Here is a 6,667-nt window from a genome sequence, read left to right as displayed (position 1 = left end):
TCATCACGCTGGTGGTCGCCGTCAGTCCGCGTTCGGGAGGCAGCTTCGTCACCCGTAACCTGGCGGCGGCATTCGCCTTCGACGAGGCCAAGACCAGCCTGCTGGTGGACTGCAACCTGCGCTATCCGAACCAGCACAAGGCGCTGGGCGTCGAACCACGGACCGGGGGGCTCATCGATTTCCTCGAGCATCCCTCGCRCGGCATCGCGTCGATCATGTACCACACGGGCGTGCCTCGCCTGCGCCTGATCCCAGCGGGGAAATCACGCGAGAACAGTGGCGAGTATTTCTCTTCCTTCCGCATGCGCGCAGTGCTCGATTCGCTGCGTTGCCGCTATCCGGATCGCTACCTCTTCCTTGACGGACCGCCGGTCAAGGGCTCGCCGGATGCACGCATCCTGGCGGACCTCGCCGACTTCGTCGTCATCGTTGCCGGATACGGACGCGACACGCCGGCCTCGATCAACCAGGCCGTCGCCAATTTCGATCCCGCCAAGCTCGCGGGCGTGGTTTTCAATCAGTCGCCGTAAGGACGACGCTCGCGTGGAACGACCGGCAGGCGTTCCGCGCACACAGGGGCTAAGGGAGGGAACATGCCGGCATCGACAAGGCTCGCCCGTGCGATCGTGATCGGGCTCGCGTCGGCACCCACCATGGCGCTCGCGGGTACCTTCGATTACACGCTCTATGCAGGAATCGAGCACAGCAACAACATCGCATTGTCGTCGGACCAGCCAATCAGCGAGAACGTCTTCACGCCGGGCGCGACGTTCCAGTACACCCAGCTGGGTTCCACCTTCCAGGCGAACGTGGCCGGTACGCTGGAATACCGCAAGTACCTGGAGAACGACTTCGACTCGCAGACGCAGACCCAGCTGGCCGCCCAGGCCAACTGGACCGCGATCCCCGAGCGCCTCGACTTCTCGTTGGAAGACTATGCCGGCGTGCAGCCGGTGGACCAGCTGGCTGCCGATTCCCCCGGTAACCAACAGCAGACCAACGTGGTCGTCGTCGGACCCACGCTGCGCATGCGCTTCGGCGATGCGGCGCGCGGGCAGGTCGAGTTGCGCTACATCGACAGCTACGCGTCCAAGGTGAACGAGTTCGATTCGTCGCGCGCTCTGGCCGCATTTCGTGTGTACCGTGACCTCAATCCTACCGACACACTGTCCGGCAATCTCGAATTCCAGAGGGTCGACTTCGACAAGCAGCCCAGTAGCGCGAACTACGACCGGAAAGAGGCCTACCTCCGCTATACGAGCACGCTGGCGCATTTCGACGCGGATGTCCTGGTTGGCGGAACACGCCTGAACTTCGACCAGGGACGCGATGCGACGTCCCCGCTGGTGCGCTTGCAGATCGGCTGGCAGCCGACGGTGCAGAACTCGCTGAGCGTGGCCGGGACCTATCAGTACGCGGACGCGGCGCAAGACATCATCACGACACCCGGGCTGCTGGGAGCCAACCGGTTCACCGCAGACCGCACCGAAGCGATCGACCCTTTTGCCAACACCGGTGGCCTTGGCCGTGGTGCGGCCACGGGTATCGGTACGGGCAGTGCCGTCATCGGTTCGGAGGTCTACAAGGAAAAGCGCGTCGAGGCGAGCTGGGTCTGGCAGCAGCCGCGCCTGAGCGTGACGGTGTCGCCGTCGYACAGCCAGCTTCGCTACCTCACCGACAACACCTTCGACCAGACGGCGAAGGGTGTCAGCGCTGGGGTGGGCTATCGCCTGAGACCGACGCTGACCCTCACCGGCTTCGGTACGTACGAAAAAACCAAATACGACTCGTTCGACCGCAAGGACAACACGGTACGCCTGGGCCTGGACCTCGGCCAGCAGTGGAACCGTCACTGGAGCTGGCACGCCTCGGTGGCGCGCGAGCGTCGCAACAGCGATGCCGTGGGCCAGAGCTACCGCGAAACTGAATTCTTCGTCGGCGTGGTTTACCGGAGATAACGATGCGCCAGGATGCTGACATGCCGTTCTTCTTTGGCCCGGACGCCGGTCTGTTCGGCATGTATCACGCGCCGTCCGTTCCGGCACGTCGCGCCATGCTGATGTGCCCGCCGCTCGGCCAGGACCTGATCCGCTGCCACCGGCTCTACCGCCAACTAGCGCAGTCGCTGGCCGAGGAAGGCATGGCCGTCCTGCGCTTCGACTATCACGGCACCGGCGACTCCGCGGGCGGCAGCGCGGAAGTGGACTGGGAGCATTGCGTGCGTGACGCGACAGCGGCCGCGGTCGAGCTTCGCCGGCGCGCCGGGGTGGACCGCATCGTCGCCTTTGGCGCCCGCCTGGGCGGCAGTGTCGCCCTTGCCGCCGCGGAGCAGGCACGCTTCAGTGAAGTGATCGCGTGGGATCCGGTGCTCGAGGGTGCAGACTACGTAGCCGAACTCGACGCCATGCAGGCGGCGCTTCGCGAGGATGCAGGTCGGTTCAACGCGCCGCGTAGTCACAGCGACGTGGCAGAGCAGTGGCTCGGCTTCGATATCGCCGAGAGCCTACGCCACCAGCTGTCCGCACTGAGCGTAGCGTCTGCCAACGTGCCGACGCTGGTCCTGGACTCCATGCCCGCGTCGTCCGGCCGGGGTTGGGAGCGCATCGTTTCTCACCGAGGCCGTGTCGCTACCATCACGCCGTCGACGCCGTGGAACGATCTGGAGCGGCTGGAGACGGCGATCCTTTCGCATCCGCTCATCCAGGCCGTGACCGGTCGGTTGAAGGAGGTCGCGTGATGCGCGAGGAAGCCCATCGCTTTGGCCGCGCCCGGCACCTGGTCGGCATCGCTGGCGTACCTGAAGGCGTGCGCGGAGCGACGGGCGTTATCGTGCTCAACGCGGGTCTCGTCCACCGCATCGGTCCGTTCCGTTTGCATGTGGAGCTGACCCGGCAGCTTAACGCCGCCGGATATCCGACCCTTCGTTTCGATCTGTCGACGCTCGGCGACAGCGGTGCCAGCGGTGGACAGCAAACACGCACGCAACAGGTCTACGCGGATGTCGACGATGCCATGAAACTGTTGGCCGAACGCGCCGGCTGCGAGCGCTTTGTGCTCGTCGGCCTGTGTTCCGGCGCGCAGAACGCCCACGTGGTCGCCGCCACTGATCCGCGCGTATCCGGTGCTGTGTTCCTCGACGGTTATGCGTTCCGCACCCTCGGCTACAAGCTCAGGCACTACCTGCCACGGCTGGTCGACCCGGCGCGTTGGGCGCGCCGGCTCACGCGCCGCGGGGGCGGGGACGCTTCGGTCACTCCGAAGGCCGCCCAGCCTGTATTTGCCGTGGCACCGGCGCCGCGGGACGAAGTCATCGCGGATTTCACCGGCATGGTCGAGCGCGGGATGAAGCTCTACCTCGTCTACTCYGGTGGCATCAGCAACTACTTCAACCACGCGCGGCAGTTCCGCGAGTGCTTCGGCAAGGTGATGAGCCACCCGGCGGTCACCACGCGTTATGCCGCCGAGACCGACCACACCTACATCCTCACCGGTGACCGTGCCCGACTGCTCGAAGGGATCGGTGGCTGGCTCTCACACAACTTCCCGCCGGCGAACGCCGGGAGGCACCCATGAATACAGTCCTCGTCACCGGTGGCGCCGGATATATCGGTAGCCACACGGTGCAGCAACTGGTCGCCCGTGGCGATCGCGTGGTGGTGATCGACAACCTTTCCACCGGTTTTCGCGAAGCAGTCCGCGGTGCGGCTTTCGTCGAGGGGAACGTTGGCGACTGTGAACTGGTGTCGCGGACACTCGAGACCTACCAGGTGGACGCGGTGCTGCACTTTGCCGCCCATACCGTGGTGCCGGAGTCGATGAGCGACCCGCTCAAGTATTACGGCAATAACACCTGCAATACGCGGAACCTCCTGGCCTGCTGCGCGCAGGCTGGCGTGGACAAGTTCATCTTTTCCTCCACGGCGGCGGTATACGGTACGACCGACGCCGGTGTGGCTGACGAGAACACCCAGACACGGCCCATCAATCCGTACGGCACGTCGAAACTGATGTCGGAAACGATGCTCCGCGACTGGTCGGCGACGGGGGCGGTGCGGCATGTCATCCTGCGTTATTTCAACGTGGCCGGTTGCGATCCACTGGGGCGGATCGGCCATTCGACGCCGGAGGCCACGTTGCTGATCAAGGTGGCTTGCGAGCATGCGGTCGGCAAGCGCCGCAGCGTGTCCATCTATGGCACGGATTACGACACCCCCGACGGCACCGGTGTGCGCGACTATATCCACGTCGAAGACCTTGCAGCGGCGCACCTGCGGGCGCTGGATCACCTGCGTGATGGTGGTGCGTCGTTGACGCTCAACTGCGGCTACGGTCACGGCTATAGCGTGCGCGAAGTCGTCGATGCCGTTGCGCGCGTCGGCGGTCATGCCCTCAACATCATCGAGTTGCCACGGCGGCCCGGCGATATCCCCAAGCTCATCGCCTGCAGCGACCGGCTGCGCCAGGAGCTGGGCTGGACGCCACGTTATGACGACCTCGACTTCATCGTGCGCACCGCATTGACCTGGGAGTACCACCTGGCCGGCGCGAACCTGCCCACCGCGTCGGTGGCATGAAAACTCATTCGCTGTTCGTGATCGGCTGCCTGCTCGCGCTCACGGCGCCCCTGGCATCGCAGGGCGCTCGCTCCGCTGAGGCTGGCGTGGTCGCAGCGCAACGCATCAACGTGCAGCGTATCGCCGGGCAGGGCGACAACCTGCCTGTGTCCGTCGGTATTCCGTTACCGCCTGGCGCGCTGCGCGACACCGGGCAGCTGCGCATCCTCGACTCACATGGCAAGGAAGTGCCCGCCTCGGTAACACGCATGCTCACCTGGCATTTCCGTGATGGCAGCCTTCGCGCCGTGCGCGCCGAGTTCATGGCGGCGCCAGGGGCGTACTATTTCGCGCTGGGCCAGCCCCGTACCGCCGACGTGCCGGCATGGCCGTATTCACGAGGGATGGTCAAGGATCGTCCCGCGGCGCTGGGCACCTTGACGCCCGAGTGGCTCACCGCGTCGCTGATCGCCGGGCCCCAGTCTGTCGCCACGCGCGACGAACCTTATGCACGCTATGTCGATGCGCAGTTCAAATGGGCGGCGGCGATGCCGGTCAAGGACACCACCGCCTGGCTGTTCGACCGGCCGTCGACCCTGTTCAAGGCCTATGTACGCACCGGGCGAGCGGACTACCTCGAGGCGGCCGAAGAGAGCTATCGCTGGTATATGGCGGGTATCAAGCGTGACGGGCCGGCTGTGAGTCCGATCTGCGGTGGCGGCTGGCTGCCGGACGGGAAACCCTGCGACGTCAAGTACGTCTACATCGAGCCGATCCTGTTCGCTGTCGCGCTGACCGGCGACGACTCGATGCACGACGCTTCCACGGTCGCGAAGATGGCCGACTTGTGGAACAGCGGTGGCTGGAACGGCGCAMCGGGACCTTACAAGCATCCCGATGACTATTTCACCGAGCGCCTCGCCGGACTGGGCCTGATCGAGACGGTGGCGGCTTTTGAACTCACTGGCGATAAAAGCTATCGCGAGCGGATCGAAGCACGCGTCGGCTGGTTGAGCGACCAGCAGCGTGCCAATCCGGACGGGCTGGGCGTCGACGGCTCCTGGCGGAACAGCTGGAACATGCATGAGAACGATCCGGGCGGCGCGGACGATGTGCGGGGTGCCTCGCCGTGGATGAGCGAGAACATCGTGGACGGCCTGTGGCACGCGTGGCTCGTGACGGACGATGCCCGCATCCCGCCGATGATCACCGCCTTCGGCGCGTATCTCGAGCGCTACGGCTGGATCGATCCCTCGTTACTCGTCCATCCGCACGACTGGCGCAACGAATGCTCCGGCGCCGGAGGGCAGATTGCCTGGTACTGGTCCTCGTCGCACGCGAAGACGGACGCCCTGATGAAGATCCAGGAGTCGGAGGGATGGTATAGCGATGGTCATACGGTCGAGCTGGGGTTGCCGGTGGCCGCCGCGTACTACTTCGAGAAAGATCCCGCGAAGGCGGCGGCGTTGAAGAAGCGCTTCGCCGCGCTTTCGTCGTCGTATAGCGAGTCCTGCGCGTCCATCTCGGACACGTTGCGCCGATTCAACTGGAACAATCGCGGTGCCGGCGTCGCGCAGTGGATGATGAAGCAGCCTCCGGGCTCCGGTCTCACGCATCCGTCGAACCTTCTCGGTAGCGCGCCATGAACCGTCGCGTTGCCGTGTTGCGCAGTATCGGTATCGTCACGGTGTCGACGTATATCGAGTATGCGCTCGGGCTGCTGATGAGCGTCTGGATCGCTCGTTCATTGKGGCCGGCGGATTTCGGTCGTTATGCGTTTACGGTCTGGCTCTGCGGCTGGCTGATCGTTTGTTCCAACCATGCGCTTACCACCTCGTCGACGAAGTTCATCGCCGAGGCGGACGGCATGGGCGACCCGGGGCTCGCGTCCAGTCTCGCCGCGCGATTCTCGCGCATCCAGACCGTCAGTTCGCTGGTCGTTATCGGACTCTTCGCCGCCATCGCGGCTCTTGCCAGTCCGGCCGAGTGGGGCACCTCGCTGCTACCGATCATGGTCCTGGTGGTGATCGCGGTCGTCGCCAAGTCCAACTATGCGGTACTCGTGGCCATCGGCAAGGGTCAGGAGCGCTTCGAGCCGGAGGCCATCGCCACGG

7 protein-coding genes are annotated in these 6,667 nt (G+C 65.1%); all 7 read left to right on the top strand.

Features of this window, described 5'->3' with window-relative positions:
• On the top strand, nucleotides 1-530 hold a 530-nt coding region (locus AC1DT2_RS13290), incomplete at its 5' end, for a P-loop NTPase family protein (protein ID WP_477296753.1).
• A gap of 63 nt (nucleotides 531-593) precedes the next feature.
• Complete coding sequence (locus tag AC1DT2_RS13285) at nucleotides 594-1,958, top strand: outer membrane beta-barrel protein (protein ID WP_477296752.1); 1,365 nt, start codon at nucleotides 594-596, stop codon at nucleotides 1,956-1,958.
• 2 nt (nucleotides 1,959-1,960) lie between these two features.
• Nucleotides 1,961-2,737 carry an alpha/beta hydrolase gene (locus AC1DT2_RS13280; protein ID WP_477296751.1) on the top strand — a complete coding sequence of 259 codons (777 nt, stop codon included), beginning with the start codon at nucleotides 1,961-1,963 and terminating at the stop codon, nucleotides 2,735-2,737.
• On the top strand, nucleotides 2,737-3,573 hold the full coding sequence (locus tag AC1DT2_RS13275; RefSeq protein WP_477296750.1) for a dienelactone hydrolase family protein: 837 nt from the start codon (nucleotides 2,737-2,739) through the stop codon (nucleotides 3,571-3,573). The genes AC1DT2_RS13280 and AC1DT2_RS13275 overlap by 1 nt, the downstream gene beginning before the upstream one ends.
• Complete coding sequence (gene galE, locus AC1DT2_RS13270) at nucleotides 3,570-4,574, top strand: UDP-glucose 4-epimerase GalE (RefSeq protein WP_063570469.1); 1,005 nt, start codon at nucleotides 3,570-3,572, stop codon at nucleotides 4,572-4,574. Before AC1DT2_RS13275 ends, galE begins: the two co-directional genes overlap by 4 nt.
• Entirely contained in the window at nucleotides 4,571-6,199 is a 1,629-nt protein-coding gene (locus AC1DT2_RS13265; RefSeq protein WP_477296749.1) for a hypothetical protein, read from the top strand. Before galE ends, AC1DT2_RS13265 begins: the two co-directional genes overlap by 4 nt.
• Nucleotides 6,196-6,667 (top strand): oligosaccharide flippase family protein (locus AC1DT2_RS13260; RefSeq protein WP_477296748.1); only part of this gene is annotated, 472 nt, incomplete at its 3' end. The genes AC1DT2_RS13265 and AC1DT2_RS13260, both read left to right, overlap by 4 nt.

The organism is Luteibacter sp. P4_E6, from assembly GCF_056401535.1.
This window is presented reverse-complemented; position numbering and strand designations above follow the sequence as displayed.

Bases quoted from the DNA above. Each gene is read 5' to 3' on its own strand.
- AC1DT2_RS13280 (WP_477296751.1), top strand. From the start codon at position 1,961: ATGCGCCAGGATGCTGACATGCCGTTCTTCTTTGGCCCGGACGCCGGT.
- galE (WP_063570469.1), top strand. From the start codon at position 3,570: ATGAATACAGTCCTCGTCACCGGTGGCGCCGGATATATCGGTAGCCAC.